This window comes from Streptomyces sp. NBC_01294 (assembly GCF_035917235.1).
GTDB classification, from domain to species: Bacteria; Actinomycetota; Actinomycetes; order Streptomycetales; family Streptomycetaceae; genus Streptomyces; species Streptomyces caledonius.
Genome location: NZ_CP108423.1, coordinates 5,444,755 through 5,471,186, shown reverse-complemented (window position 1 = coordinate 5,471,186; position 26,432 = coordinate 5,444,755). Strand labels below are relative to the sequence as shown.

Annotated in this window: 18 protein-coding genes; all 18 read right to left on the bottom strand. The window is 71.3% G+C overall.

The window, feature by feature from the left end:
• Positions 1–74: 74 nt before the first annotated feature.
• The gene (locus OG534_RS24660) at positions 75–3,686 is read right to left on the bottom strand and encodes a LamG domain-containing protein (protein ID WP_326590779.1); all 3,612 of its coding nucleotides are present in this window, start codon (positions 3,684–3,686) and stop codon (positions 75–77) included.
• Positions 3,683–5,146: an FG-GAP repeat protein gene (locus OG534_RS24655; protein WP_326590778.1), complete on the bottom strand. Its 1,464-nt coding sequence runs from the start codon at positions 5,144–5,146 to the stop codon at positions 3,683–3,685. Before OG534_RS24655 ends, OG534_RS24660 begins: the two co-directional genes overlap by 4 nt.
• Positions 5,147–5,604: 458 nt before the next feature.
• Positions 5,605–9,651: an Rne/Rng family ribonuclease gene (locus OG534_RS24650; RefSeq protein ID WP_326590776.1), complete on the bottom strand. Its 4,047-nt coding sequence runs from the start codon at positions 9,649–9,651 to the stop codon at positions 5,605–5,607.
• Between the two features lie 235 nt (positions 9,652–9,886).
• Positions 9,887–10,666, bottom strand: a complete 780-nt coding sequence (locus OG534_RS24645) for a TIGR03936 family radical SAM-associated protein (protein WP_326590775.1) — start codon at positions 10,664–10,666, stop codon at positions 9,887–9,889.
• 130 nt (positions 10,667–10,796) lie between these two features.
• Entirely contained in the window at positions 10,797–11,621 is an 825-nt protein-coding gene (locus OG534_RS24640; RefSeq protein ID WP_326590774.1) for a hypothetical protein, read from the bottom strand.
• A gap of 60 nt (positions 11,622–11,681) precedes the next feature.
• The gene (locus tag OG534_RS24635) at positions 11,682–12,113 is read right to left on the bottom strand and encodes a PIN domain nuclease (RefSeq protein ID WP_326590773.1); all 432 of its coding nucleotides are present in this window, start codon (positions 12,111–12,113) and stop codon (positions 11,682–11,684) included.
• Entirely contained in the window at positions 12,101–12,331 is a 231-nt protein-coding gene (locus tag OG534_RS24630) for a type II toxin-antitoxin system VapB family antitoxin (RefSeq protein WP_326590771.1), read from the bottom strand. Before OG534_RS24630 ends, OG534_RS24635 begins: the two co-directional genes overlap by 13 nt.
• A gap of 158 nt (positions 12,332–12,489) precedes the next feature.
• Entirely contained in the window at positions 12,490–14,415 is a 1,926-nt protein-coding gene (locus OG534_RS24625) for a TIGR03960 family B12-binding radical SAM protein (RefSeq protein ID WP_326590770.1), read from the bottom strand.
• Between the two features lie 72 nt (positions 14,416–14,487).
• Complete coding sequence (locus OG534_RS24620) at positions 14,488–16,008, bottom strand: CYTH and CHAD domain-containing protein (protein ID WP_326590769.1); 1,521 nt, start codon at positions 16,006–16,008, stop codon at positions 14,488–14,490.
• Positions 16,009–16,057: 49 nt separating this feature from the next.
• Complete coding sequence (gene rodA, locus OG534_RS24615) at positions 16,058–17,257, bottom strand: rod shape-determining protein RodA (protein ID WP_326590768.1); 1,200 nt, start codon at positions 17,255–17,257, stop codon at positions 16,058–16,060.
• Positions 17,258–17,271: 14 nt separating this feature from the next.
• The gene (gene mrdA, locus OG534_RS24610) at positions 17,272–19,452 is read right to left on the bottom strand and encodes a penicillin-binding protein 2 (RefSeq protein WP_326590766.1); all 2,181 of its coding nucleotides are present in this window, start codon (positions 19,450–19,452) and stop codon (positions 17,272–17,274) included.
• A gap of 12 nt (positions 19,453–19,464) precedes the next feature.
• Positions 19,465–20,190, bottom strand: a complete 726-nt coding sequence (gene mreD, locus OG534_RS24605; RefSeq protein WP_326590764.1) for a rod shape-determining protein MreD — start codon at positions 20,188–20,190, stop codon at positions 19,465–19,467.
• 13 nt (positions 20,191–20,203) lie between these two features.
• Positions 20,204–21,151 (bottom strand): rod shape-determining protein MreC, encoded by a 948-nt coding sequence (gene mreC / locus OG534_RS24600; RefSeq protein WP_326590762.1) that lies wholly within the window; start codon positions 21,149–21,151, stop codon positions 20,204–20,206.
• Between the two features lie 133 nt (positions 21,152–21,284).
• Positions 21,285–22,304 carry a rod shape-determining protein gene (locus OG534_RS24595; protein WP_008738981.1) on the bottom strand — a complete coding sequence of 340 codons (1,020 nt, stop codon included), beginning with the start codon at positions 22,302–22,304 and terminating at the stop codon, positions 21,285–21,287.
• Positions 22,305–22,599: 295 nt separating this feature from the next.
• Complete coding sequence (gene ndk / locus OG534_RS24590; protein ID WP_326590761.1) at positions 22,600–23,010, bottom strand: nucleoside-diphosphate kinase; 411 nt, start codon at positions 23,008–23,010, stop codon at positions 22,600–22,602.
• 88 nt (positions 23,011–23,098) lie between these two features.
• Complete coding sequence (locus tag OG534_RS24585) at positions 23,099–23,467, bottom strand: DUF4233 domain-containing protein (RefSeq protein WP_326590759.1); 369 nt, start codon at positions 23,465–23,467, stop codon at positions 23,099–23,101.
• 2 nt (positions 23,468–23,469) lie between these two features.
• Positions 23,470–25,008, bottom strand: a complete 1,539-nt coding sequence (gene folC / locus OG534_RS24580) for a bifunctional tetrahydrofolate synthase/dihydrofolate synthase (protein ID WP_326590757.1) — start codon at positions 25,006–25,008, stop codon at positions 23,470–23,472.
• 275 nt (positions 25,009–25,283) lie between these two features.
• Positions 25,284–26,432, bottom strand: coding sequence for a sensor histidine kinase (locus OG534_RS24575; protein WP_326590756.1), 1,149 nt, complete (start codon positions 26,430–26,432; stop codon positions 25,284–25,286).

The window sequence follows — 26,432 nt, the reverse complement described above, 5'->3', positions numbered from 1 at the left end:
GGCAGGAAGGTACTGCGGAAGCGGACAGGTGTGCCCGCCCTGCGAGGGGCGGGCACACCTGTCCGGGGAAAGGTCTAGCTCTGGGCCAGCTCGATCGTGCTGGCGAGCTGGACGACGGAGATCGGGTCGAGGGCGCCGTTGTAGGCGCGGACCTCGTCGATGGCTCCGGCGAAGTACTCGGCGTTGCCGCGGGCCGAACGGCCTACCTGGAGCCCGCCGGTGGCGGCCCAGGTCGTGTTGTCCACGCCCTGCGCCGCGGCCAGCTGGCCGTTGACGTACAGGCGGATCTGACCGGCGAACGCGTCGTAGACGACGGCCAGGTGCTGGCCGGCGGGGTTGGTGTCCGGCAGGACCTGGTTCTCGGAGAAGGCCGTCACCGAGGCTCCGGCCGTGTCGGTCGTGGCCACGGCCAGCTCCCAGCGCTTGGTGGCGCCCTGGTAGCGGACCTGGACCCGGTTGGCGTTCGTACCGGGCAGCGAGAACACCGTCTGCGAGGCCGTGGCGTCCTGCGAGGAGATCTGGACGCGCGCCGAGAGCGTGAAGCTCGTGGCTCCGGTGACCGGGGCGGCCGCCGTCGAGGCGTAGTCCCCGTTGCCGTCGAGGAGCATGTGGCCGGTTCCGACCATGGCGTCGACCGGCGGCGGATCGGCCAGCGGGTCGGGGTTCGGGACGTAGATGGCCGCGTTGCCGGCCATCGTCAGGCCCTGGCCGTTGCCCGCCTCGGGGGAGGTTCCGGACTGGGCCGTGTTGAGCTGCCAGTAGCCCTTGCGCTCCGGCCTGACCGTCTTGATGTCGGTGATCTGGGCGGGCAGGAGCGGCCGGCTGAAGACCCGGACCTCGGCGAGGTCGCCGACGAAGGCGTCCTCGTAGCCCGCCTTGTCGATGTGGCGGCCGATCTGCAGTGCGCCGTAGGACTTCCAGGTGGAACGGCGGACCGTCTCGCCCTTGAGGTCCTTGTCGACGTACAGCTGGATCTTGCCCGCGGTGCCGTCGTAGATACCGGTCAGCAGCACCCACTGGTCCTTGACCGGGGTGACGCCGGTGGACACGGCCTTCCATTCACCGAGGGTGTCGACGTCGTCGACCGGGACGGAGAACTTCCAGGTCTTGGCCATGGCGTCGTAGCCGAGGACGAAGCCCGGCTCGCCGGTGCCGTCCTGGCTGATGACCGTCATGTCGCGGCTCAGGTCCGTGGGCCGGACCCAGGCGCTGACGCTGAAGCCCTTGAGGGTGTCCAGCACCGTGCTGCCCGCGTCGACCCAGCTGCCGGCGGTGCCGTCGAAGCGGGCCGCGCGGTCGATGGTGCCGCCCGGGCCGGGGACACCGAAGGTGACACCCGGGCCGAAGCCGGCCGGGTACTTGCCCTGCTCCTCGTCGGCGGCGTTGCCGCCCGCCTCGTCGGCGAGGTTCCACTGCGCGGCCGCGGCTGCGCCTGCGGCGACGTAGAAGGAGTGACGGGCGATGGCACTCGGGTGCCCCGCCTTGTCGACCGCGACGACTTCGACCCAGTGCGGACCGGAGCGGGTGGGCGTCCAGGTCACCGAGGCCGGGCCGCCCGCCGTGGTGTTGGCGACCTCCTTGGCGGTCTCACCGGCGAAGGTGTAGCGGTACTTGACGATGTCCGTGTCGGGCACGGTGTCGTTCGGGTTGGGCGAGAAGGTGAACGTGCCGGGAGCCCCGACACCGTCGTGGTAGACGTTGGTGGCCGGGTACTGGGTGCTGAAGACGTTCGGCTTGCCCGGGAACGTCTTGTCGTACATGAACTCGCACTTGCCGCTCCACGGCCCCCATCCGTCGCCGTCATGGGCGGCGACGCTCCAGGAGATGGCCGTGTTCTCGGGAATCGTCGTGCGGGCGGTGTGCTCGAAGGGGGTGGAGCTGGTCGGCGCCTTGTAGTTCGTGTCCTCCTCGTAGGACTTGGCGGCGCCCGCCGCGTCCTTCCACTCCAGCTTGAAGCGGACCTTGACCTGCTCGCCCGCGTCGGCGTCGTTCGCTATGGCGCGCAGCGTCGGCGGCACGTCGCTGTAGGGCCGGCCGGTACCCGTGACGCAGGCGCCACCGGGGTTGGACGACATGGAGGTGGTGTTGATCAGGCCCGGCAGCGTGTTGTAGCTGATGCTCAGGTAAGCGTTGCCGCAGACCCGCTTCCAGCCGCCGAAGCTGCCCTCGTTCTGGGCCTTGAGGTTGAAGAGCATCGAGGGCCAGCCCTCGTTGGCCGCGGTGCGCACGCTGTTGGTCAGGCCGCCGGAGGCACCGGACTTGAAGTGCATGTTGGCCTGGGACGTGCAGCTCGTCGGCTGGATCTTCTCGTTGAGCGTCTCCAGCGTCGTCAGCGTCACGTTCTGGGTGTTGTTCCAGTTGCTGCCGCTGTCGATGTGGGCGCTGCTGCCGCCGATCCGCTGGAGCTGGATGGGTTCGGCCCGGGCGTCGGCCCAGTACACGTGCTGGACGCGCGCGCTGAAAGTGGCGCCGAGGATCTGCTTGCCGCTGTAGAAGGACAGCGGGATCTGGAAGGCCACACGGCGCGTGCCGACACCGGCGCAGGAGGCGGCGCTGTAGTCCGTCGGGCACTTGCCCACGCCCGCGCTGCCGGAGTACTGCCACTCGCCCACCGTGGGCTTGCCCGACATGACGCCGGTCCAGCCCGAGCGGTCGGCCGTCTTCTGGATCGGGTCGATGACCACGGGGAAGACCGTCGCGCCGTCACGCAGCAGCTTCTGGTCGGGGACCAGGGTCAGCTTGTCCTTGGACACCTCGATGCCGAGGGCCGCGGCCTTGCCGCCGCCGCCCGGGCCTTCGAGGGCCGGAGCCAGCTCCGCGGCGGCGGCCGGCCCGGTGGGGGCGTCGGCGCGGGCCGCGGACAGCGACTGGGCTACGGCCTTGGGGCCCTTGGTGCGGGCGGCGGCCTCCTGGGAGGCGGCCGAGTCCCACATGGACGGGGCACCGGACTGGAAGACCGTGCCGCCGACCGTGCTGTCCTCGGCGGTGACGGCGCCGTTCGCGTCCTTCTTGTACGTCAGGCCCTTGGCCTTGAGGCCGAGGTCCAGGCGCGTCAGGCGCGGGTCGGCGGCAGCCTGCGGGGTCTTGACGACCAGCAGGTGGCCGAAGCCGTTGGCCTCGGCGCGCACCTTGAGGTCGACGCCCGGCAGCGCGTCCGGGTACGTGGCGGTGTCGCCGTCGAGCACGGGCGCGGGGAGCTTGCCGTAGGGCCAGGTCAGCGCCATCTCATGGGTGTTGCGGGTCATCGTGACGAACGGCTTGCCGGCCGCGCCGTCGGAGAAGGCCAGACCGACGGTGGTCGCCTTCGGGACGACACTGCCGTCCGCGCGCTTGACCAGCGTCTTGTCGATGCCGACCCACTTGCCGTTCTTCACGGCGTGCACCGGTTCGGTGTACTCGCGGGCCGTGTACGAGCCGTCCGGTGCGGCGAAGATCTCCCGCTGCTCGGTGCGCAGGCCGAGGACCTCGACCTGCTTGCCGCTCTTGCGGGCGGCGACCCGCGCCTCGACCTCCGTCTGCACCGGGGTGCCGACGGCGACGGGCTCCGGGCCGGTGGCCGGCTTGTCGGCGCCGGTCCACAGGTCCAGGCCGAGGGTGGTGGCGACGAGGGCTCCGGCGGTGACGGCCGCGAGCGAGGCACGGCGCAGCACGGTACGGCGCAGTCCCCTGGGCTGGGTCGTCATCATCGGACCACCGTTCCGAAGGTGTTGGCGTCGGCGGGCAGACCGCCCTGGCCGGGCTTGAACGTCTCGATGGGCGCGCCGTCCGAGCCGCTGATCGTCCACGGGAACAGGTAGACCGCGCGCCCCTCGGCCGGGCCGTACGGCATGCCGACGTACAGACCGGCGGAACCGCCGCCGATGCTCATCCCCGCGTACAGGCGCTCGGCCGACGGGGTCTTGATCTCGGAGCCGGGCTCCAGGAGCTTGTCCGAGTCACCGGGCGGCCCGAGCATCCCGAACATGTGCACCATGCCCCGGTCGGCGAGACCGCTGACCGAGTCCTCGCCCGGAACGCCCACGGCAAGGCGGACGTTGGCCGCCGTGCTCGTGGCGTTCGGCTCGGTGTTGAAAGCCGCGACGCGCTGGCCGAAGCGGTCGCCCGACTCGGACTCACCGCCGACATTGGCCACGTTCTGGTGGATCCAGTTGAGCTCGGTGTAGGCACCGGCCGCGTCGAGCTTGAACACCTGGACGGCGCCCGCGTCGACGGTGGTGTCCAGGTCCTCGCCCGGGACACCCACGGCGAGGAGCGACTCGGTGGTGCTGGTGGCCCCGGCCGCGCGGTAGGGGACCGCCGCGATCGACGTGCCGAAGACGTCGCCGTTCTCGCAGCCCCCGTACACGTTCGGACTGTCCTGGTTGATCACGCCCAGCGGCTTGGGCGAGCCCGAGGTCAGGACGTGGCTGAAGATCGTCACCGAACCCGCGTCGGGGATGGTGCCCTGTGCCTCTCCCGGGGAGCCGACCACGAGGTGGTTCTCCGTGGCCGTGAGGGACGCGCCGAAGCGGTCGTACTCCTCCTTGGCGTCGGGCACCGCTCCCGCGGTGGCCGTGTCCTGGCTGACGAAGGCGGCCGTCATCGTGGTCGAGCCGGAGATGTAGAGGAAGGCGCCCGCGTCCACCGTGGTGCCGACGTCCTCGCCAGGCACGCCGGCGACGAGGAACGGCACACCGGCCGAGGTCTTGCCCGCGGCGAGGGAGTAGCCCGTCCAGTCGTACGACTCGGAGCCGATGGCGGAGATCAGGCCTGCGCCCTGGACGTACTCGACGCTCGCCTTGCCGGCGGCCAGGCCGGTGGGCGAGCCGTGGACGACGACGATCCGGCCGGCGTCGATGCCCGCGCCGGTGCCGACGTCCTCGTAGGGCGTTCCGATGGCGAGGTCGCTGCAGCCGTCGAGGTCGGCGTCGTACACGGCCATCGAGTAGCCGAAGAGGTCACCCGCCTCGGACCCCCCGGACTTGGCGGTTTCCTGGGTCAGTTCCAGGACTCCCTTGCCGCCGCCGTACACGATGTGCACGACCCCGGCCTTGGAGACGCCATTGGCGGTGGCCTCGGGGTCCGCGATCGCGGTGTCCCGGATGCCGTCCCCGTTGAAGTCCGATTCGGCCCCGGAGCAGCCCGCGGCCGCGGTGGCCGTGCTCACGAGGGGGGTCGGTCCTGCCGTCAGGGTCAGGGTGAGGGCCGTGGCCGCCAGGGCCCACGCTCCTCTGGCGGCACGCCGCCTGGCCGCGCCGTGTGGCGCGGTTGTCGCTCTGCTCACGTAGTGGTTCCGTTTTCGTCGATTTCGAAGCTGCTGAGCGGCAGCCGGAAACCAGGAAGGAGCAACGGAACGTGAAAGATGTGCATCAAAGAGCGACGCGGGCGCGGGTCAGTGCGCGTGCGTCGGCCCATCCCCCCGCTCGCCAGGGATCCCCCCCGTGACAAGCCGCTTGACAGCAAGCGTTGAGCCACTGTGGCGTGAACTTGCCTGCTGAACAAGAGTCAATGTCCGACATTAGGTGATCCAGACTCCTAACGGATTGATCACATCCGGAAAAGAAACGGCCCTGCCCGGCACCAACTGGTGCCGGGCAGGGCCGTTTTGAACCGTACGCCGCGAAATCAGCCCTCGGTCGGAGCCGAGACGGACGGCGGCGTCTGCTGCTCCGCCGCCGCGGTCTTCTTCGTCGTCCGCTTCGCCGCGGTCTTCTTGGTCGTGGCCGCCTTCTTGGCCACGGTCTTCTTGGCGGCCGCCGCCTTCTTGGCCGGGGCCTTCTTCGCCGTGGTCGCCTTCTTGGCCGGGGCCTTCCGGGCGGCCTTCTTGGCCGGTGCGGCCTCGACGGTCTCCTCGGCCGGTGCGGCTTCCTCCGCCGGCGTCGCCGGCTCGGTCACCGGGGCCTCGACGACCACCACGGCGGCCTCGGCCGCGCCTGCCGGGGAACCGGCGGGTGCGGTGGCCTTACGGGTGGCACGCCGGCGCGGACGGGCCGGTGCGGCCTCCGCCACGGGGGCCTCCTCGACCACGGCGACCGGCTCGGGCTCGACGACGGGCTCGGGCTCCACGACCGGCTCCGGCTCCGGCACGACGACCGGCTCCGGGGCCACCTCGGCCGCGGGGGCCGGGGCGCCCGCCGGGGCGGTGGCCTTACGGGTCGCGCGGCGACGGGTACGGCCCTTCGGCGCGGCCTCCTCGACGGGAGCGGCCGGGGCCGTCTCCACGACCTCCACCGCCTCCACGACCTCGGCGACGACCTCGGCGGCCGGCTCCAGGACGGTGTCGGCCGGCTCGGTCACCGGCTCGGCGACGACCTCGGCCACGGGGGCCGGAGCCTGCTCCGGGGTCACCGCACCGCGCGGGGCGCCCGCCGGAGCGGTCGCCTTGCGGGTGGCACGGCGCCGGTTGCGACGGCCGCTGATGCCCGCGGCGGCCTCGGCCTCGGCCGGGCTGCTGTAGAGCTCCTCGTCCGCGACGAACTCCGGCTCGGGCAGCGCCCGCGGCGCGGCGGCCTCGGCGGCCACCTCCGCCTCGGATTCAAAGCCCTCGGTCTCGACCGTCTCGACCTCGTGGTCGTGCTGGTCGAACTCACCGCGGCCACCGCGGCGCTTCGAGCGCTTGCCGTTGCCACCGCCGCCGATCGCGGTCGGCGTCTCCATGTGCACGATGACACCGCGGCCGTTGCAGTGGACGCAGGTCTCGGAGAAGGACTCCAGCAGACCCTGGCCCACCCGCTTGCGGGTCATCTGGACCAGGCCCAGCGAGGTGACCTCGGCCACCTGGTGCTTCGTACGGTCGCGGCCCAGGCACTCCAGCATGCGCCGCAGGACCAGGTCGCGGTTGGACTCCAGGACCATGTCGATGAAGTCGATGACGACGATGCCGCCCAGGTCGCGCAGCCGCAGCTGGCGCACGATCTCCTCGGCCGCCTCCAGGTTGTTCCTGGTGACGGTCTCCTCGAGGTTGCCGCCCTGACCGGTGAACTTGCCGGTGTTGACGTCGATGACGATCATCGCCTCGGTCTTGTCGATCACAAGCGAGCCGCCCGAGGGCAGCCACACCTTGCGGTCGAGCGCCTTGGCGAGCTGCTCGTCGATCCGGTACGTCGCGAAGACGTCGACCTCGGAGGTCCAGCGGGACAACCGGTCGGACAGGTCCGGGGCCACGTGGTTCACGTAGCCGTGGATGGTCTCCCAGGCGCCGTCACCGCTGACGATGACCTTCGAGAAGTCCTCGTTGAAGATGTCGCGCACGACGCGGACGGTCATGTCCGGCTCGCCGTACAGGAGGCTCGGCGAAGAGGTCGAGATCTGCTTCGACTTCTTCTGGATGTCCTCCCACTGGGCCTGCAGACGCTCGACGTCGCGGCGCAGCTCGTCCTCGCTCGCGCCCTCGGCGGCGGTGCGCACGATGACGCCCGCGTCCTCGGGGACGATCTTCTTGAGGATGGTCTTCAGGCGCGCGCGCTCGGTGTCGGGCAGCTTGCGGCTGATGCCGGTCATCGAGCCCTCGGGCACGTAGACCAGGTAGCGGCCCGGCAGCGAGACCTGGCTGGTCAGGCGGGCGCCCTTGTGGCCGATCGGGTCCTTGGTGACCTGCACCAGGACCGACTGGCCGGACTTGAGGGCGGACTCGATGCGGCGCGGCCCGTTGGCCATGCCGAGCGCCTCGAAGTTGACCTCACCGGCGTACAGGACCGCGTTGCGGCCCTTGCCGATGTCGATGAACGCGGCCTCCATCGACGGCAGCACGTTCTGGACCTTGCCCAGGTAGACGTTGCCGACGTACGAGGTGGCCTCTTCCTTGTTGACGTAGTGCTCGACGAGCACGTTGTCCTCGAGGACGCCGATCTGGGTGCGCTCGCCGGCCTGGCGGACGACCATCACGCGCTCGACGGCCTCACGGCGGGCCAGGAACTCGGCCTCCGTGATGATCGGGACGCGGCGGCGGCCCTGCTCGCGGCCCTCGCGGCGGCGCTGCTTCTTCGCCTCCAGGCGGGTCGAGCCCTTGATGGACTGGACCTCGTCGGACGGCTCGGCCTTCTCACGGGCCGGGCGCGGCTCGCGGACCTTGACGACGGTGCGCACGCCGTCCTCGTCAGCGGCCTCGGCGGCCTCGGCGGCGGTTTCGCCACTGCGGCGACGGCGACGGCGGCGACGGCGGCTGGAGCTGGAACCGAGGGCCTCCTCGGAGTCCTCGTCCTCTTCCTCGTCCGCCTCCTCGGCGGACTCGGCCTCGGCCTCGGCCTCGGCCTCCGTCTCGTCCTCGGCGGACTCGTCGAGGTCGGCGGCCTCACCACGGCGGCGGCGACGGCCACCGCGGCGGCGACGGCGCGACGGGCGCTCGCCCGACTCGTCGCCCTCCTCGAACTCCGCGGACTCGTCCTCGAACTCGGCGGCCTCGGCCTCTGCCTCCGGCTCCTCCTCCGCGAGCACCTCGGGGAGGGAGACCGGCGCGGACTCGGCTGCGCCGCGCCCACGGCGACGGCGGCGGCCCGCGGGCTGCGGGGCGGGCGTCTGAACTGCCTCGACCTCTGCCTCCGTCTCCTCCTCCTCGACCTCTTCGGCCGGGGCGGCGGCGCGTGCGGCCGCGGCGGCCATGGCCGCGGTCTCGGGGGTCTGGAACATCGGCTCGGCGAACACCGGGGCCTGGAAGACGGCCACGGCGGGACGCGCGGCGCGGCGGGCGCGGGCCGGGGCGACGGGCGCCTCGGTCTCCGCGGCGGGCTGCGCGGCCGGCTGCGGGGCGGCGGCGGCCGAACCGGTGGAGCGGGTGGCGCGGCGGCGGCCGCCGCGCTTCGGCGAGTCCAGGGCGTCGGCCACGGTGAAGGAACGGGCGGCCTTGGGAGCCTCCTCGGCCACGGCTTCGGCCTCGGCGGCCGGGGCCTCTACGACTGCGGCAGCCTCGGCGCCCGGAGCGGCGACGGCGCGAGTGGCACGGCGACGGGCACGCGGAGCGGGAGCGGCCGGAGCCTCCTCCTCGACCACGGGCGCGGCCTCGGCGACGGGCTCGGCGGCCGGAGCGGCCGGGGCCTCGACGACAGCGGCAGCCTCGGCGCCCGGAGCGGCGACGGCGCGAGTGGCACGGCGACGGGCACGCGGAGCCGGGGCGGCCGGAGCCTCCTCCTCGACCACGGGCGCGGCCTCGGCGGCCGGAGCCTCGACGACAGCGGCGGCCTCGGCAGCCGGGGCGGCGACGGCACGGGTGGCACGACGACGGGCACGCGGCGCGGGAGCGGCCGGAGCCTCCTCCTCGACCACGGGCGCGGCCTCGACCACGGGCGCGGCCTCGGCGACAGGGGCCTCCGGGGCGGCGACGGCGCGAGTGGCCCGGCGACGGGTACGCGGCGCGGGAGCGGCGGGCTCCTCGGCGACCGGGGCGGCGGCCGGAGCCTCGGCCACGGCCGGAGCGGCAACGGCCTCGGCGGCCGGAGTCTCGGGAGCGGCCACGGCGCGGGTCGCGCGGCGGCGGGTACGAGCGGGGGCGGCGGCCGGAGCGGCCTCCTCGGCGGGTGCGGCGGCGGCCTCGGCCACCGGGGCCGTCTCCGCGACGCCGCCGGGCGGGCCGGCGGGCCGGGAAGCGGCGCGGCGACGCCTGCGCGGGGGCAGGTTGTCGCTGGGGCTGCCGTTGTCGGCGCTACCTGCGGTGGTGGTGTCGTTTTCGTTGTTGGGCATTGCGGGCGGTTCTCCCGTCACGCTCCCGGGCGCCGCGGCTGACTTCCGGTCCGGCGCGGCTCCGCGTAATGAGCGCGGAACCGGCCTCCGGGGCGCGTTCGCCACACGGGAGCTGTAGTCCATGGCCGCCGGTTCCGTACGTGTTGTCCGTACGGCCTGGCGGAAGTCTTCAGGTCAGTGCGCTGCCCGACCCAGGTGGCTCCCGAGTACCAGGGCTGCGCGACGACGGCGTTCCTTACGCGGCGGGACCTTCCGGCGCCTTCGCGTCGGCTGCTACGGCGGCCGTGGGTGGGGCGGCCGTGTCAGCCTCGCGGTCGGGCGCGAGCGGGTCGGTCACCGTGCCGGACTCCTCGTCGAAGAGCCCCTGCGCCAGCCTGGTCACCGCTGAGGGGACCGGCGGCGCCAGGTCGGCCACAGCTCGGAGACCGGACAGGACGTCGTCGGGTCGCACGGCAGGTGTCAGATGCCGAACAACCAGCCGCAGTATCGCACAGGCATTGTCCAGGGGCCTATCAGCCGGGGCAGGAAGGGCTTCCAGACTGACGACCGCGCCGCGCGTGTCGAAGGTCCGCATGCCGTTCTTGGTCCGGCGCTGCACCTCCACGGTCTCTGCTGCGAGGAACGCCGTCACGGCCCGCTGCGCCTCGGCGGGCTCCACGCCGTCGAGGCGCAGCTCCCACACGGAGGCGGTCAGGCGGTCGGCGAGGCCCGAGGTGCGGGCCTCGACGGCGTCGATGATGTCGAGCCCGGTCGGCATCGACTCGTCGAGCAGCTCACGGAGCTTCTCGGGGTCGCGGGGCTCGGCGAGGGCGATCTCCAGGTACTCGGCCTCGCTGCCGGTCCCGGTCGGGGCGGCGTTCGCGTACGAGACGCGCGGGTGCGGGGTGAAGCCGGCCGAGTACGCCATCGGCACCTCGGCGCGGCGCAGGGCCCGCTCGAAGGCTCGCTGGAAGTCGCGGTGGCTGGTGAACCGGAGGCGGCCGCGCTTGGTGTAGCGCAGTCTGATGCGCTGCACCACCGGTGCGGGTGGCGGGCCTTCGGGCTGTCGCTTGCCCAGTGGTTCTTCTCCTTGTGCGGGGCTCCGCGGCTCGCGCGTCGCCCTGAGCGTCTGTGGGACCGGCCGGCCAGCCACGCCCCGCTCCGGTTCACCCCTGCCGTTCGCGGAGGGAGATCTCGGGAGCGGGCGTGTTGCCTGCGGCTGTCGTACTACCCAGAGTACGCGCCCGTGACCTCGCCGGTTCCACGGGAGGAGTACCGAACAGCGCCCGCCGCACCTCGGCGCGGACCTCGCGCACGGTGTCCCGGACCGGCCGCCACACCGCGCGCACGAGATGCCCGGCGGGGGTCAGGACGTACCGGTACACCAGCGCCGCGGGCCACCCGACGAGCACCCGGCCGACCCACTTGCACCCCCACCACAGCCCTCCGGTGATCAGCCCGGCCACGTACCAGGCCCATGCGAGGGCGCGGCCGAGGGGAACCAGCACGTACCGGTGGAGCGGCAGGAGCAGGTACCGGTGCACCGCGAGGGCCAGCCACACGAGGCCCCGCCCGACCGGAACCAGCAGGTAGCACCAGGTCAGCCTCACGAGCCGGGCGAAGGCGAGGCCCAGCGGCCGCAGCAGGTACGCGTAGAGCACACGCCCGGCCGGCCCGAGCAGGTACCGGTACAGCCAGGAGCCCAGCGGCCGCAGGACGTACCGCCACAGCGCGACCCAGGGCCGGACGAAGAGCCACTCGAACAGCGTGGCCACCAGCCGCCAGAGGGCGCGCAGCACGGGCTCGACGACGTGCACCACGAGCGGCCCGAGCACGTACCGGTACAGACCCCGCCCGAAGGCGACGACCAGGTCCCAGACCACCCGTACGGGCAGCACGACCAGCAGCGCCACGATCTTCACGGCACCCCGCACGACCCCGCCCAGACACCCGTCACCGCCATACGCAGCCTGCGGCTTCTTATTCTCCATGCCACCAAGGACACACGAACACCCCCCACCCGTTGCACCGGGGGGCCACCCACCTGCGGCTCAGTCGATGGAACCCGGCTCGGCCAGCCAGCGGGTGCGCAGGTCGATGTGCTTGGCGAGCGTCTCGAAGTCCCGGTCGTAGTGCAGCAGCGTCAGGCGGTGGCGCGCGGCGGTGACCGCCAGGACCAGGTCGACGACGCCCGCGGAGCGCACGCACCCGGCTTCGGCCAGGGTGCTCTGCGCGGCCCGGACCCTGAGCCACACGTCGTCCGGGATCTCATGCCACACGTACAGATCGGCGAACGCCTGCCGCATCTGCGCGTACTGGGCGGGCGACCGCGCGGAGTACAGGGCTTCGACCTCGGTCGCCGCACACATGCCGACGCGCCCGGCGGCCAGCGCGGGCCGCCAGGTGGAGAACGGACCGGGGAGGGTGATCCGGTTCGCGGCGGAGGTGTCGATCAGGAAGGCGCCCTCGGTCAGCTCCCCCACGGCCCCCGCACCTCCTCCTTGAACCCGGGCTCCCGACCCTTGTCGAAGGCGCCCTCCTCATCGAGCCTGATGAGGGCCTCCAGGGCTCGCTGCCTTCGGACTCGCGCTCCTATTTCCTCGAGCGCTGCGTTGACCGTGTCCTTCTTCGTGGTGGTCCCGAGGGCTTCCGCGGCGAGCGCGAGCGCTTCCTCGTTGATGTCGATGACGGTCTTGGCCATGCCGGCCACCTCCTGGCAGCGACGGCGGAGTATTCCTCCGCACACTCAATCAGGATATCCACTCGCACCAGATGCAGAAACCTTCAATCAGCAGTCGAATGAATATGCCCCCCACCGTTCCCGGTGAGGGGCACATCCGATGCGGGCTCAGCCCAGGGTCACTTCACGACCGACAGCGGCAGCAGCTTCTTGCCCGTCGGGCCGATCTGGATCTCCGTCTGCATCTGAGGACACACGCCGCAGTCAAAGCACGGCGTCCAGCGGCAGTCATCGACCTCGGTCTCGTCGAGGGCGTCCTGCCAGTCCTCCCAGAGCCAGTCCTTGTCGAGGCCGGAGTCCAGGTGGTCCCAGGGCAGTACTTCCTCGTACGTGCGCTCGCGGGTCGTGTACCAGGCCACGTCCACGCCGTACGCGGGCAGCGTCTTCTCCGCCGCCTGCATCCAGCGGTCGTACGAGAAGTGCTCGCGCCAGCCGTCGAAGCGGCCGCCCGACTCGTACACCGCGCGGATGACGTCGCCGATGCGGCGGTCGCCGCGCGAGAGGAGGCCCTCGACGATGCCCGGCTTGCCGTCGTGGTAGCGGAAGCCGATGGAGCGGCCGTACTTCTTGTCGCCGCGGAGCTTGTCGCGGAGCTTGCCCAGGCGGGCGTCCGTCTCCTCGGCCGACAGCTGCGGCGCCCACTGGAACGGGGTGTGCGGCTTCGGCACGAATCCGCCGATCGACACCGTGCAGCGGATGTCGTTCTGGCCGGAGACCTCGCGGCCCTTGGCGATGACGTTGACCGCCATGTCGCCGATCTGGAGCACGTCCTCGTCGGTCTCGGTCGGCAGGCCGACCATGAAGTACAGCTTCACCTGGCGCCAGCCGTTGCCGTACGCCGTGGCGACCGTCCGGATCAGGTCCTCTTCCGAGACCATCTTGTTGATGACCTTGCGCATGCGCTCGGAGCCGCCCTCGGGGGCGAAGGTCAGGCCCGAGCGGCGCCCGTTGCGGGTCAGCTCGTTGGCCAGGTCCACGTTGAACGCGTCCACGCGGGTCGACGGCAGGGACAGGCCCACCTTGTCGTCCGTGTAGCGGTCCGCGAGGCCCTTGGCGATGTCGGCGATCTCGGTGTGGTCCGCCGAGGAGAGGGACAGCAGGCCGACCTCTTCGAAGCCCGTCGCCTTGAGGCCCTTCTCCACCATTTCGCCGATGCCGGTGATGCTTCGCTCCCGCACGGGGCGCGTGATCATGCCGGCCTGGCAGAAACGGCAGCCGCGGGTGCAGCCGCGGAAGATCTCCACCGACATCCGCTCGTGGACGGTCTCGGCGAGCGGGACCAGCGGCTGCTTCGGGTAGGGCCACTCGTCGAGGTCCATGACCGTGTGCTTGGACACGCGCCACGGCACTCCGGAGCGGTTGGGCACGACACGGCCGATGCGGCCGTCCGGCAGGTACTCCACGTCGTAGAAGCCGGGGACGTAGACGTTGCCGGTCTTGGCGAGACGGAGGAGGACCTCTTCGCGCCCGCCCGGCCGGCCCTCGGCCTTCCAGGTGCGGATGATCTCGGTCATGTCGAGAACGGCCTGCTCGCCGTCGCCGATGACCGCGCAGTCGATGAACTCCGCGATCGGCTCGGGGTTGAAGGCCGCGTGGCCGCCCGCGAGGACGATCGGGTGGTCGACCGTGCGGTTCCTGGCCTCCAGCGGGATGCCCGCGAGGTCCAGGGCCGTGAGCATGTTGGTGTAGCCCAGCTCCGTGGAGAAGGACAGGCCGAACACGTCGAAGGCGGAGACGGGGCGGTGACTGTCCACGGTGAACTGCGGCACCTTGTGCTCGCGCATCAGTTCTTCGAGGTCGGGCCACACGCTGTAGGTGCGCTCGGCGAGGACGCCCTCGCGCTCGTTGAGCACCTCGTAGAGGATCATGACGCCCTGGTTGGGCAGCCCGACTTCGTACGCGTCCGGGTACATGAGCGCCCAGCGGACGTCGCAGCTCTCCCACTCCTTGACCGTGGAGTTGAGTTCACCGCCGACGTACTGGATGGGCTTCTGCACATGCGGAAGCAGGGCCTCAAGCTGAGGGAAGACCGACTCGGTCATCACGCGACTTTCGTGAAGCGGGCAGGGGGCAGCTCTCAAGCGTACCCCCAGGCTCAGCCGCCCCCACCCACATGATCATCCCAGTCCGGCCCGCAGCGACGGGGCGGAGGCCTTCGCCCAGATGTCCGGAAGCTCCCGTTCACGCTGCTCGGCCAGGGCCTCCTCGCGGCCGTAGAGCACGCCCCAGGTGAAGGCCGACTCCCCCGCGCCCGTCGCCTGGTCGGCGAGACCGCGCAGGGCCTCGCGGGCCACCACGCTGTCCTGGTGGTCGCCGAGCAGGTTCTGGACCTTCCTCGCGGCCTTGGCCAGGTGTTTCGCCGGCTTGCCGAGGACGGGCTCGGCCGACTCCGCCGCGTACCGGACGTGCTTGGCCGCTTTGCGGGCCTCGTGCAGGGCCAGGTCGCGCTCGCCGCCCTCGGTGAGGACGAGCGCGCTGTCGACCCGGGCGGCGAGGCGGGCGTAGTCGCGCAGCACCGCCTTCGGCAGGACCGCCTCCGGGGCCTTGGCGGCGCCCTTGAGCAGCGGCGGCTCGTCCAGCAGGGCGTCGAGGGAGTCCAGCAGGGCGAGGTGGCGCGGGCTGTCGAGCGCGGCCAGGGCCCGGCGCCGTGATCCGGAGCGCCTGGCGGAGTTCCACACGCGCAGCCGGCTGCGGACCGGTCCGGTCATCAGGGTGCGCGGCAGCTCGCCCAGGTGGCTCTGGATCCGCTCCATGAGGACTTCCTGGTCGCGGTCGACCCCCAGTTCGGCGGCCAGCCAGCGCAGCTCCTCGCCGATGGGGTCGGTGACCGCCCGGTCCAGCACCTTGCGGTACGTCTTGAAGGCGCTGCGCAGCCGGCGGCAGGCGACCCGCATCTGGTGGACGGAGTCCGGCAGGCTCCGCCGGACGGCCGGGTCCTGGGCGACCAGGGCGTCGCGCTGTTCGCGCAGGTACGCGAGCACGTGCGCGCCGGCCGTGCCCGCGGGGCCGCCTCCGGCGGGCCGGGGCGGGGGCGCGGTGTCGGTCTCGGCCAGGGCCCGGGCGAGCTTCGAGGGGGCGTCGGAGACGCGGAGGCCGGCCTTGCGGAAGGTCTTCTCGACGGCGTCGAGCAGTTCGGGGTCCACGCCGTCGGCGAGTTCCACCTCGACCTCGGTCCAGCCGGCGGTGGTTTCGCCGCGCTCGGCCAGGACCTCGTCGGTGCTCAGTTCCGCGAGCAGGGTGCCGTCGGCGTCGAGCAGGTGGCTGACGTGGCGCGAGGAGACCAGCCGGACCTGCGGCTGGAGCCCGGCGCCGCGCACGCGCGAGCGGACGAGGGCGGCGAGGGCGGGCGGGACGGTGTCGCTGAGCGCGGCACCGATCTCGTCGCGCACGCCGGGGGAGACGGGCAGTTTGAGGTGCCAGCCGGCGTCCGCGCCGCCCGTTCTGCGCCGCAGGGTGAGACCGTCGGCGGCGAGCCGCTGGTCGGGGGTGTCGTAGTAGACGGCGTCGAGGTCGACGGTGCCCTGGTCGGAGACGGCCGCGATCGCGGCCGTCCCGGTCAGGTCCGGCACCCCGCGCCGGGCAGCTGTGGCCTTGGAGAACTCGAATTTACGCTCGATCTCGCGCTTGGTGTCCGCCATAGACCGAACTTAGTCCTGAACGGATCACGTCGGCAGGGTGAACGGCACATCAGGCTGACAATGGCCGCTGCACCTTGATCGACTGCAGGAGGCCGATCGCCACCCACACGGCGAACATCGATGATCCTCCGTAGGAGACGAAGGGCAGCGGGAGGCCGGCGACCGGCATGATCCCGAGGGTCATGCCGATGTTCTCGAAGGACTGGAAGGCGAACCAGGCGATGATCCCGGCGCACACGATGGTCCCGTAGAGCTCGGTGGTCTCGCGGGCGATCATGCAGGCGCGCCACAGGACGATGCCGAGCAGCAGCAGGATCAGCCCGGCCCCGACGAAGCCCAGCTCCTCCCCCGCCACCGTGAAGACGAAGTCGGTCTGCTGTTCCGGCACGAACTGGCCGGTGGTCTGCGAGCCCTTGAAGAGTCCGGAGCCGGTGAGTCCGCCGGAGCCGATCGCGATGCGCGCCTGGTTGGTGTTGTATCCGACGCCCGCGGGGTCGAGTTCGGGGTTGGCGAAGGCGGCGAAGCGGTTGATCTGGTACTCGTCCAGGACGCCGAGTTGCCATATCAGGATGGCGCCGCCCGCGCCGGCGCCGATCAGGCCGAGCACCCAGCGGTTGGAGGCGCCCGATCCCAGCAGGACGCCGAGCACGATGACGACCATGACCATGACCGAGCCGAGGTCGGGCATCAGCATGACGATGCCCATCGGGGCGGCGGCCAGGCACAGTGCCTTGACGACCGTGCGGTGGTCGGGATGGGCGAGGTCGCCGGCGTCCACCCGGGTGGCCAGCAGCATCGCCATGACCAGGATGATCGTGATCTTCACGAACTCGGAGGGCTGGAGGGAGAATCCGCCGCCGATCACGATCCACGCGTGGGCGCCGTTGATGGTGGCGCCGAGCGGGGTGAGCACCGCGATGATGAGCAGCAGCGAGATCCCGTAGAGGAACGGGACCGCGCCGCGCAGGGTGCGGTGGCCGAGCCAGATGGTGCCGATCATCAGCACGAGGCCGATGCCGGTGTTCAGGGCGTGCCGGGCGAGGAAGTAGTACGGGTCGCCCTGGTTCAGCTGGGTGCGGTTGCGGGTCGCCGACCACACTAGCAGGGCGCCGATGAAGGACAGCGCCAGCGCGCTGAGGAGTATCGGCCAGTCGAGCCGGCGCACCATCGAGTCGCGGGCGGTGAGCTTGGCCATCGTCCCGCGCTCGGGTGCGTACCGGGAGACGGAGAACTTGTTGGCGGTCTGCATGTCGGTTTCGGTCCTCAGTCGTGCCGTGCGGGGCGCTGGGCGGGCGGGCCGGCGAGCGCGGGCGGCGCCAGCTCTTCCGGGGACGGCGGCACGTACGGCCGGATCTCGGGCGATTCGATGGAGCCGTCGGGGTAGATCTTGGGCAGTTTGTCCTCCGGGCCCAGCAGCAGGGCCTTCTTCGGGTCCTGCATCCCGTCCATGGTCAGACCGTAGATGGCGTTGTAGAGGTTGCGGACGGCGGGGCCGGAGGCTCCGGAGCCGGTGCCGCCCTGGGAGATCGTCATGACGATCGTGAAGTCCTTGGTGTAGGTCGCCAGCCAGGACGTGGTCTGCTTGCCGTAGACCTGGGCGGTGCCGGTCTTGGCGTGCATCGGGATCTTGTCCTGCGGCCAGCCGCCGAAGCGCCAGGCGGCGGTTCCGCCGGGCTCGACGACCGAGCGCAGGCCCCCGTCGAGGTCCTTGACGGTCTGTGCGTCGATGGGCAGCCTGCCGTGGGACTGCGGCTTGATCATCTCGATGCGCTTGCCGTCGGGGCTGATCACGGCCTTGCCGACGGTGGGGTTGTAGAGGGTGCCGCCGTTGCTGATGGCGGAGTAGGCGGTGGCCATCTGGATGGGGGTGACGAGAACGTCGCCCTGGCCGATGGCGAAGTTGATGCTGTCGAACGCCTTCAGCTGGTTGCCTTCGAGGCAGCTCTCGTAGGCGATCTGCTCGACGTAGGTGCCGCCCCGCTTGCCCTGCCGGCACCAGGAGTCCTTGTTGGCCGCCCAGAAGCTCTTCTTCCACTGGCGGTCGGGGATGCGTCCGGTGACCTCGTTCGGCAGGTCGATCCCGGTCTCGGAGCCGAGTCCGAATTCGCGGGCGGTCCGGTAGAACCAGTCGTGGGCGTCCTTCTTGGGCTTGAGGCCGCCGTCGCGCTGCCACTCCTTGTGCCCGAGGGCGTAGAAGACGGTGTTGCAGGAGAACTTGAGGGCGTCGCCGAGGCTGATGGGGCCGTGCCCCTTGGACTCGAAGTTCGCGAAGCTGCGGCCGCCGAGGCTGTAGGAGCTGCTGCAGTTGTACTTGCTGTCGAACGCGTAGCCGGCCCGTACGGCCGCGCTCGCCGACACCACCTTGAAGATGGAGCCTGCGGGGGCCTGGCCCTGGATGGCCCGGTTGAGCAGCGGGTAGTTGGAGTTCTTGCTGGTGAGCCGGGCGTAGTCCTTGCCGGAGATGCCGCCGACCCAGGCGTTGGGGTCGTAGTCGGGCTGGGAGGCCATCGCGACGATGCGGCCGGTCTTGGCCTCCATGACGACGACGGCGCCCGAGTCGGCCTCGTACTTGCGGCCCGTGATGTTGTCGGTCTCGTGGCGGACGACCTTCATCGCCTGCTGGAGCTCGTACTCGGCGACGGACTGGACCCGGGCGTCGATGCTGGTGATGAGGGTGGATCCGGCCACGCCGGGGTCGGACTTGGTCTGGCCCATGACCCGGCCGAGGTTGTCGACCTCGTACGAGGTGACCTCGGCCTTGCCGCGCAACTGCTTGTCGTAGGTGCGCTCGATTCCGGAGCGGCCGACCTGGTCGGAGCGCAGGTGCGGCGAGTCGGTGTCCTTGGCCTTCTGGATCTCGTCGTCGGTGACGGGCGAGAGGTAGCCGAGCACCTGTGACGTGCGGGCCCCGCCGGGGGCCGGGTAGCGGCGGACGGCGGTGGGCTCCGCGGTGATGCCGGGGAAGTCCTCGGGGCGTTCGCGCAGTTGCAGCGCCTGCTGCGTGGTGGCTTCGAGGGTGACCGGGATGGGCTGGTAGGGGGAGCCGTTCCAGCAGGGCGCGGGGGTCTGGGAGTCGCAGAGGCGGACCTTCTCCATGACCTCCTTGGGGGTCATGTCCAGGACGCCGGCGAGGCGGGTCATGACGGCCTTGCCCCGGTCCTTCATCTTCATCAGCGCGGTACGGCTGGCGGAGACGACCAGACGGGTCTCGTTGTCGGCGAGGGGGACGCCGCGGGCGTCGAGGATCGAGCCGCGCACGGCGGGCTGGACGACCCGCTGGACGTGGTTGCTCTTCGCCTCGTGGTAGTACTCGGCGCCGTTGCGGATCTGGAGGTACCAGAGCCGGCCGCCGAGGGTGACCAGCATCGAGAGGACGAGCACCTGCATGATGACGAGTCTGATCTGCACCCGGGAGGTGCGGCCGGTCTCCGGAACGTTGGTCACGTCGGCTCCTCCCTACAGCTTCTTGACGCTCTTCACACTCTTCACGGTCTTGATGGTCTTCACGGCCTTGACACCCTTTATGCGGCCCGCCTTGTTGGCCCGGGAACGCGCGGTCTTCAGGCGCAGGCCGCCGCGCTGGCTGCCGATGCGCAGGCCCGTGCCGCCGGCCAGCCAGCCGGCGGAGACGTCGGCGGCCTTGTTGGTGGGGCCGCCGCCGGCGTCGACGGCCATCGGGTCGTTCTCGGCGCGCCGGGCCAGGGCCATGATGAACGGCACGGTGAACGGCGCGAGCAGCAGGTCGTAGAGGGTCGCGGTAAACAGCAGCCCGGTCAGGCCCACGTGGCGGGCGGCGGTGTCGCCGACGAGGCTGCCGACGCCCGCGTAGAGGAGGGTGGAGCCGATCGCGGCGGCGACGACGGTGAGCATCGGGCCCCAGGCGGAGCGGAACCGGCCCCCGTCGGGGCGGACCAGGCCGCAGAGGTAGCCGATGACGCACAGGACGAGCGCGTACCGTCCGGCAGCGTGGTCGGCGGGCGGGGCCAGGTCGGCGAGGAGGCCGGCGCCGAAGCCGATGAGCGCGCCGCTGACGTGCCCGTACACGAGTGCGAGGGCGACGACGGTGAGGAGCAGCAGGTCGGGTACGGCTCCGGGCAGTTGGAGCCGGCCCAGGACGGTGACCTGGACGACGAGGGCGACCACGACGAGCGTGGCCGAGAGCAGGATCCGGTTGAAGCGCATGGTCGGTCTGCTCCTACTCGTCGGCCGGCTTGACGGGCGCGCCGGCGGACCCGGACGGGGTGACCGTGACGGTGACCGTCGGGGTGGGCTTGGGGGCCTCGGGCTTGGGCGGCAGGACGGCGTCGCGCGGGTCCTCGCGCGGCGGCATCACCACGACGCCGACGATGTCCAGGCGTGAGAAACCGACGAACGGACGCACCCAGACGGTGCGGGTCAGGTCGCCGCGCGAGGGGTCGACCTTGACCACCTCGCCGATCGGCACGCCGGGCACGAAGGGCTTGTTGCCGCGCGAGCCGAAGGTGACGAGGCGGTCGCCGGGGGCGATCTTGGCCTTGCCGTTGAGCATCTGGACGGACAGGGCGCGGTCGCCCTGGCCGGTGGCGAAGCCGAGTTCGCCGGTCTTCTCCAGGCGGGTGCCGACGGTGAAGTCGGGGTCGTTGGCGAGGACGACGGTGGCGGTGTCGGGGCCGACGGTGCTGACCCGGCCGACGAGTCCGTCCCCGTTGAGGACGGTCATGTCGCGTTCGATGCCGTCCTTGCTGCCCGCGTCGATGGTGACGGTCCAGGAGAAGCCCTGGGCCGCTCCTATCGCGATGACCTCGGCGCCCTTGATGCCGTACTGTCCGGCGCCGGCCCGCTTGAGCATCTCGTCGAGTTCGTGGATGCGGCTGCGGGTCTGTTCGTCGCTGCCCAGCTTGGCCTTCAGGGCCGCGTTCTCACGCTCCAGCGTGGCGATGCGGTTGTGGCGCTCACCGGAGTCCCGTACCGCCCCTATGGCGTGGGCGACCGGATCGACCGCGGTCGCCACACCCTTCTCGACCGGGCCGAAGACCGCTGCGGCGGCCTGCCGGGCACCGTCGACCGGCGACTCCTCGCCTGCCCTGATGTCCACCGTGATCAGTGCGAACGCGATGGCGATCAGAAGCACCAGGAGCAGCCGGCTTTCTCGTGTGTCCCTCACGTGCGGCGGCCGTGCCTTCCTCGTCGAAATTCTCTTTTGCCTGTATATCAACGATCCGCCGCACGGGCCCGGTAGCACCCGTACGGCGGATCCTTGTGTTCCGCATGGCCCCTCCGGCAGGGAGGGGTGGTTGTCAGCGACGGGGCTGGGCGTCCAGGACCTGCTGGAGGGCCTCGAACTCCTCGACGCACTTGCCGGAGCCGAGTGCGACGGAGTCGAGCGGGTCCTCTGCGATGTGGATCGGCATGCCGGTCTCACGGCGCAGACGTTCGTCCAGGCCCCGCAGCAGGGCGCCGCCGCCGGTCAGGACGATGCCGCGGTCCATGATGTCGCCGGAGAGTTCCGGCGGGCACTTGTCGAGCGTGGTCTTGACCGCGTCGACGATGGCGTTGACCGGCTCCTCGATGGCCTTGCGCACCTCGGCGGCCGAGATGACGACCGTCTTGGGCAGGCCGGAGACCAGGTCGCGACCGCGGATCTCGGTGTGCTCGTCCTTGTCGAGGTCGTACGCCGACCCGATGGTGATCTTGATCTGCTCGGCCGTTCGCTCACCGAGCAGGAGCGAGTACTCCTTCTTGATGTGCTGGATGATCGCGTTGTCGAGCTCGTCACCGGCCACCCGGATGGACTGTGCCGTGACGATTCCGCCGAGGGAGATGACGGCGACCTCGGTGGTGCCGCCGCCGATGTCCACGACCATGTTGCCGGTGGCCTCGTGGACGGGCAGGCCCGAGCCGATGGCGGCGGCCATGGGCTCCTCGATGATGTGCACCTGGCGGGCGCCTGCCTGCGTGGACGCCTCGATGACGGCACGGCGCTCGACTCCGGTGATGCCGGAGGGAACGCAGACCACGACGCGCGGACGGGCCAGGTAGCGGCGCTTGTGGATCTTGAGGATGAAGTACCGGAGCATACGCTCGGTGATCTCGAAGTCGGCGATGACGCCGTCCTTGAGGGGTCGTACGGCGACGATGTTGCCGGGCGTGCGCCCGATCATCTTCTTCGCCTCCGAGCCGACCGCCAGAATGCCGCCGGTGTTCGTGTTGATGGCGACCACGGACGGCTCGTTCAGGACGATCCCCCGGCCCCTCACGTACACCAGCGTGTTGGCGGTCCCGAGGTCGATCGCCATGTCACGGCCGATGAACGACATGTTGTTCCCCTTGTTCCCCATGAGGAGCGTCTGGCCTTCCAGTTGATAGCGGCTGCTGTCAGGTCGGCGAGTGGGTGTGTGGGTGGAGGCCCCATCGTAGTGCCGGGAGTACGGACACCGCGCGACGGGACTCCGGCAATCCCGCCGGAATGGATACCCGCCCCCTTAGTGGTGACGACGTGTCCTGCCCAGGCGTTCCCGCTCGGGCCCGGAAATACCGAAGGGCGACCGAAATTACTTCGGTCGCCCCAGGTCATGAGCGCTATTCGGCTGATGTTATGTCAGGGAAGAGTGCTCAGAGAGAGGGGAAGAACAGCTTCAGCTCGCGCTCGGCGGACTCCTCGGAGTCCGAGGCGTGGATCAGGTTCTCCCGGGTGACGGTGCCGAAATCACCCCGGATGGAGCCGGGCGCCGCGGCGATCGGGTCAGTCGGTCCGGCCAGCTGGCGGACACCCTCGATCACGCGTTCCCCTTCGACGACCAGGGCGACGACCGGGCCGCTGGCCATGAAGCCCATGAGGGGCTCGTAGAACGGCTTGCCCTTGTGCTCCCCGTAGTGCGTCTCCAGGGTCTCCTGGTCCAGCGTGCGCAGCTCCAGTGCGGGAATGGTCCAGCCGGCCTTCCGCTCGATCCGGCCGATGATCTCGCCGACCAGACCACGACGGACGGCGTCGGGCTTGAGCAGGACGAGGGTGCGCTGGGTCATGTTGCGGCTCCTTGCGGCATACGGGTGCGGTAGGACGAATCTACAGGGCCGTCGGGGTCGGACCGGCGGGCCGGCCCTGAGGGACCCGTCACGCAGCGTCAGGCGTCCCGGATGCCCCGGAAGCCTCCTGCTCGGCAGCCCAGCGCGCCTTGATCGTGTCGATCCTGCGGCCGTAGTGCACCGAGCACCACCACAGGCCGGCGAACACCGCGCCGAGGAAGAACATCGTCGGAACGACGAACCCGCTCGCGATCAGGCCGATCTGCAGGGCCCAGCCCAGCTGGACCGCCCCGGGACGCGACAGCATCCCGCAGAGCAGCACCGACAGCAGCATCGTGATCCCGCACACCGTCCAGACCGTGGCCTGGGTCAGGTCGGGGTCCTTCATCGCCACCAGCCCCGCGAAGCCGATCACGAAGAACTCGCCGATCAGCGTGCTCGCACACAGCGTGCGCATCCTCAGCCCCTCTTCAGCAGCAGGCGGGCCTCGCCCACCGTGATCACGGAACCGGTCACCAGGACCCCGGCCCCTCCGTACTCGGCCTCTTCCTCCGCCAGGGTGATCGCCGCCTCCAGGGCGTCGTCCAGCCGCGGCTCCACCTGCACCCGGTCCCCGCCGAAGACCTCGACCGCGACGGCCGCCAGCTCGTCCGCGCCCATCGAGCGGTGGCTGGAGTTCTCCGTCACCACCACCTCCGCGAAGATCGGCTCGAAGGCCTCCAGCACCCCGCGGACGTCCTTGCCCTCGCTCGCGGCGACGACCCCGATCAGCCGGCTGAAGCCGAACGACTCGGTGACCGCGTCCGCGGTGGCCGCCGCACCCGCCGGGTTGTGCGCCGCGTCCAGGACCACCGTCGGGCTGCGCCGCACGACCTCCATGCGGCCGGGCGAGGTCACCGAGGCGAAGGCCTTCCGCACGGTCTCCACGTCCAGGACCCGCGCATGCTCCTGGCCGATCCCGAAGAAGGCCTCGACGGCGGCCAGGGCGACCGCCGCGTTGTGCGCCATGTGGGCGCCGTACAGCGGCAGGAAGATGCCGTCGTACTCGCCGCCCACACCGCGCAGCGTCAGCTGCTGGCCGCCGACCGCGACCTCGCGGGAGACGACGCCGAACTCCATGCCCTCGCGGGCCACGGTCGCGTCGACCTCCACGGCCTTCTTCAGCAGCACCTGCGCCGCGTCCACCGGCTGCTGCGCCAGGATCACGGTCGCGTCCTGCTTGATGACGCCGCCCTTCTCCACGGCGATCTCACCGGGCGTGGAGCCGAGCCGGTCGGTGTGGTCCAGGCTGATCGGAGTGACCACCGCGACGGAGGCGTCGATGACGTTGGTCGCGTCCCAGCTGCCGCCCATGCCGACCTCGACCACGGCCACGTCCACCGGGGCGTCCGCGAAGGCCGCGTAGGCCATCCCGGTGAGCACCTCGAAGAACGACAGCCGGAACTCCTGGGAGGCGTCGACCATCTCCACGTACGGCTTGACGTCGTGGTAGGTCGCGACGAACCGCTCGGCGTCGATCGGCGCCCCGTCGAGGCTGATCCGCTCGGTGATCGACTGCACGTGGGGGCTGGTGTAGCGCCCGGTGCGCAGCTCGAAGGCGTTCAGCAGGCACTCGATCATGCGGGCCGTGCTGGTCTTGCCGTTGGTGCCGGTGACGTGGATGGAGGGGTACGCGCGCTGCGGCTCGCCCAGCACGTCCATCAGCGCCGCGATCCGCGACACCGACGGCTCCAGCTTGGTCTCGCCCCAGCGGGTGGCGAGCTCCTGCTCCACCTCCAGCAGCGCCTTCGCGACCTCCGGGTCGACGGGTCGGGCGGGTACCGGGTCCCCCTGGGGCGGACCGGCCTGGGCGCGCAGGGTGCGGCTGCCGGCCTCGATCACCGCCAGGTCGGGGTCGCGGTCGGACTCTTCCGCCACGATCTGGTCGAACTCGTCGAAGGTGCCGGCGAGGTCGTCGTTGTCGTCGCGGTCGTGGCTCTCGGGCTGCTGCTCACTCACAGGGCCAGTCTACGGACGGGGACCCCGAGGACTTTCGGCCCGGCCGTTTCGGGCCTTTCGGCGGCAAGTGCGACCGGATCGTTATGTAAACCTTGCGGGCAGGAGATTGGGGAAAAATACCGCAGGCCAGCACCAAAACGACAACCCGCTGGACTGCGTCGCGCTGGGTTCCGGCCGGTGCGTGGAGGACCTGGACGCGCTGGGCGGCCTGCCGGCCCCGGCGTAGGCGTAGGCCGGGGCGCGGGGGCGGGGCACCGGGGCGGGCCGGTGCCGCCTCAGCCGCGGGGCAGGGTCGCGACCACCTCGTACGAGTCCTCCGTACGCGTCGCCGTCAGGGTCCCGCCCAGGCTGCGCACGCGCTCGGACATGCTGGCCGTGCCCGAGCCGGCCGAGACGGGGGCCCGGCCCGGGGTGCGGACCGGCAGCGCGTTGCTCACGGCGATCCGCAGCTGCGGGCCGTCCGCCGCGATCGTCACGTCGATGGTCTCCCCGTGCGCGTGCTTGGCGGCGTTGGTCAGGCACTCCTGCACCACCCGGTAGACCGCCGCCTGCCGCAGCGGCGACAGCCCGTGCGCGTCCTCGTCCATGGCGAGCCGGACCGGTGAACCGGCCCGTCCGCTCTCCTCGGCGAGCGCCGGCAGCCCCTCCACACCCGGGGTCGAGGCCCGCTCGCCGCGCTGCACGATGATGTCGTTGAGCACCAGATGGGCCCGGCGGGCGGTGTCGGACAGCTCCTCGAAGTCCTTCGCGTACGCCGTCTCGCGCGCCCGCATCGACAGCACTTCGGAGCGCACCGTCAGCAGGGTCAGTTCCCGCCCCACGAAGTCGTGCACGTCGCGGGCGACGGAAGTCCGCTCCTGCTGGACGGCCTGCAGCACCGCGGACTCGGCCCGCCGGGCGGTGAGCTCCCCCACCAGGTCGTGCCGGTAGGCGGCGATGCCCACCACCGAGGCGAGCACCCCGATGGGCACGACCAGGCCGAGGAAGCCGCTGAGCGTCTGGCCCTGCGGCTCGGGCCAGCCCGGCACGGTGAACATGACGAGGGCGTAGCCGACGTAGCCGACGGTGGCGAGGATCCCGGCCCGGCGTCCGCGGTAGCGGCCGACGGAGTAGAGCGCGAACTGGACCAGGGTCAGCTCGTGCAGCCATCCGATGAAGAGCAGCGCGGCCAGGTACGAGATCCAGGGCAGCCGGCGGCGCACCAGCAGGCTCGCGCAGCCCAGGGCGAGCACGACGGCGGCGGCGGGCCCGCTCAGCGAGTTGTCCGCGGCGGCCAGGCCGGGCAGGTCGAGGGCCATCAGGCCGAGGCAGCCGAGCGCGATGAGCACGTCCAGCGCCCGCGGCGAACCGGCCCAGCTCTCGGTGAGCCGGCGGCCGGAGGCCACCCACCGGTGGAGGGCCGGGACGACGGGCTTGACGCGCAT

What these genes read in the sequence shown, in the direction of transcription:
- OG534_RS24620 (WP_326590769.1), bottom strand. Translation starts at nt 16,008, where the DNA reads ATGGCGGACACCAAGCGCGAGATCGAGCGTAAATTCGAGTTCTCCAAG.
- mreD (WP_326590764.1), bottom strand. Translation starts at nt 20,190, where the DNA reads ATGCGCTTCAACCGGATCCTGCTCTCGGCCACGCTCGTCGTGGTCGCC.
- rodA (WP_326590768.1), bottom strand. Translation starts at nt 17,257, where the DNA reads ATGCAGACCGCCAACAAGTTCTCCGTCTCCCGGTACGCACCCGAGCGC.
- ndk (WP_326590761.1), bottom strand. Translation starts at nt 23,010, where the DNA reads ATGACCCAGCGCACCCTCGTCCTGCTCAAGCCCGACGCCGTCCGTCGT.
- OG534_RS24650 (WP_326590776.1), bottom strand. Translation starts at nt 9,651, where the DNA reads ATGCCCAACAACGAAAACGACACCACCACCGCAGGTAGCGCCGACAAC.
- OG534_RS24575 (WP_326590756.1), bottom strand. Translation starts at nt 26,432, where the DNA reads ATGCGCGTCAAGCCCGTCGTCCCGGCCCTCCACCGGTGGGTGGCCTCC.
- OG534_RS24595 (WP_008738981.1), bottom strand. Translation starts at nt 22,304, where the DNA reads ATGTCGTTCATCGGCCGTGACATGGCGATCGACCTCGGGACCGCCAAC.
- OG534_RS24585 (WP_326590759.1), bottom strand. Translation starts at nt 23,467, where the DNA reads ATGCGCACGCTGTGTGCGAGCACGCTGATCGGCGAGTTCTTCGTGATC.
- OG534_RS24640 (WP_326590774.1), bottom strand. Translation starts at nt 11,621, where the DNA reads ATGGAGAATAAGAAGCCGCAGGCTGCGTATGGCGGTGACGGGTGTCTG.
- OG534_RS24660 (WP_326590779.1), bottom strand. Translation starts at nt 3,686, where the DNA reads ATGATGACGACCCAGCCCAGGGGACTGCGCCGTACCGTGCTGCGCCGT.
- OG534_RS24630 (WP_326590771.1), bottom strand. Translation starts at nt 12,331, where the DNA reads ATGGCCAAGACCGTCATCGACATCAACGAGGAAGCGCTCGCGCTCGCC.